Source organism: Novosphingobium naphthalenivorans NBRC 102051, assembly GCF_001590985.1.
Lineage (GTDB): Bacteria > Pseudomonadota > Alphaproteobacteria > Sphingomonadales > Sphingomonadaceae > Novosphingobium > Novosphingobium naphthalenivorans.
Genome location: NZ_BCTX01000180.1, coordinates 1 through 2,048 on the forward strand (window position 1 = coordinate 1; position 2,048 = coordinate 2,048).

Here is a 2,048-nt window from a genome sequence, read left to right on the forward strand (position 1 = left end):
AATTTAATGGACATGTCCATTTAAGAGTGAGGCGGCTCGGTTGTCGGCTGAGGTCGGATCTGTGACGTGTTCGTTTATGACAAGCCGGCCCGCGGGTCGCCGATAGAGAGGACTAGTATGGCCGAGGAAGCCTTTGCCGTTCCAGCTTCGATCGAAGGCATGGAGGACGATCTGCGCAAGGGACTGCTGCCCGCCGCAGTGTTCCACGATCGCGATGTCTACGATCTCGAGTTGCGGCGCATCTTCGCGAAATGCTGGGTGTATATCGGGCATGAGACCGAAATCCCGAACCGCGGGGATTTCGTCACCCGCAACATTGGCGAGGATCCCTTCATCCTGATTCGCGACGAACAGGACGAGTTGCGCGTGCTACTCAATGCCTGCCGCCACCGCGGCGCACAGGTGTGCCGGGTGCAGGCGGGCAATACCAAGGGTTTCGTCTGTCCATTCCATGGCTGGGCGTATCGCAATAGCGGCGAATTGATCGGCGTGCCGGTGCGAAGCCAGGGATATGCGTCGCTGGACCTCAAGGAATGGAATTTGTTCGCAGCGCCGCACGTCACCAATTACATGGGGCTGATTTTCGCCAATCTCGACCCGGACGCCGCGCCGTTCGAAGAGTATCTCGGCGATTACAAATGGTATTTCGACATCCAGTTCGCGCTGTCCGACGGTGGGATGGAAGTCCTGGGAGAGCCGCATCGCTGGCTGGTCGATGCGAACTGGAAGCAGGGCGCGGAGAATTTCTGCGGCGACAGCTCGCATACTCAAATGACCCACCGATCGGTGCTGGAAGCCGGCATCATCGACAGCGTCGCTGCCGGGGCGCCCAAGGAGGGAACGGGCCTCCATGTCCATGATTGCAGCGGCCATGCGATCAGCATCCGTCAGCTCCCCGGCGAGGCACCGTTCATCTCCTACCCGGAAGAGGTGACCCGTCATTTCCATACCGGCGTGCTTAGCCAGGACCAGTTCGATCTGGCCAAGCGCTCGCTGCTCCAGAACGGCACTCTGTTCCCCAACTTCTCGTTCCTTCACATTGGCCTGAGCGACAGCCCGCAAAAGCCGCAGGCAGGGTTTCTCACACTGCGCGTATGGCAGCCCAAGGGGCCGGGCCAGATGGAAATCTGGAACTGGGTGCTGGCACCGAGAGAGGCCTCTCCCGAGTATAAGCGCCGTGCCTATCAGGTGGGAATGAGCAGTTTTAGCCCCTCGGGCAGCTTCGAGCAGGACGATGTCGCGGTGTGGCCGGGCGTCACCCGCACCGCCGGCACTGTGTTCGCCGAGCTCAACAAGGTGCGTTTCAACTATCAGATGGGAATGGGGGACATGAGCACCAGCAAACCGCTGACGGACTGGGTCGGACCAGGCGTCGCCAACTCGACCAATGCGGGCGAGGGCGGCCTGAGGACGTTCCATAAGACCTGGTACGAACGCATGACCAACACCAAGATCGAGATCGGCGATCATGACTGAAGCGGCGACCATCCATCCCGCGGCTGCGCCTGCGAGCCAGCTGGTCGATATCACCCTCCAGCAGGCTTGCGAGGAATTCCTCAAGAAGGAAGCCGAGTATCTCGACGATCGCCGGTTCGCCGAATGGTTCGAGCTGCTCGATCCGGCGATCGATTATTCGGCGCCGGTGCGAACTGCCCGCGAGAACTGGGACGGCACGGGTATCAGTGGCACCGCCTTCTACCTGAAAGAGGATCATGCCTCGATCGAAATGCGCGTAAAGCGACTTCGCTCGCGCTATGCCTGGTCGGAAAGCCCGGCGACGCGTACGCGGCGCATGGTCTCCAACATCCGCGTGACGCCGCACGGCAGCGATCCGGCACTGGTGGCGGCGCGCAGCAACCTGGCGGTATTCTGCCATCGTGGTGACGGAGCCCATCCCCAGATCCTCACGGCCGAGCGGTTCGACGCGATCCGCATCGGCACGGGCGTATCCCGGCTCGTCAAGCGCACCGCCATTCTCGATGCCACGGTGCTCGGCCTTGAATCGCTGTCGATCTTTATCTGAGACGGGACGTGGGAAGACTCTCGCT

The 2,048-nt window shown here is 61.2% G+C and carries 2 protein-coding genes; both read left to right on the plus strand.

Going from position 1 to position 2,048, the window contains the following annotated elements:
• Nucleotides 1-117: 117 nt before the first annotated feature.
• Nucleotides 118-1,476 (plus strand): aromatic ring-hydroxylating oxygenase subunit alpha, encoded by a 1,359-nt coding sequence (locus tag NN5_RS24530; protein WP_067739301.1) that lies wholly within the window; start codon nucleotides 118-120, stop codon nucleotides 1,474-1,476.
• Complete coding sequence (locus NN5_RS24535; protein WP_067739304.1) at nucleotides 1,469-2,023, plus strand: aromatic-ring-hydroxylating dioxygenase subunit beta; 555 nt, start codon at nucleotides 1,469-1,471, stop codon at nucleotides 2,021-2,023. Before NN5_RS24530 ends, NN5_RS24535 begins: the two co-directional genes overlap by 8 nt.
• Nucleotides 2,024-2,048 lie beyond the last annotated feature (25 nt).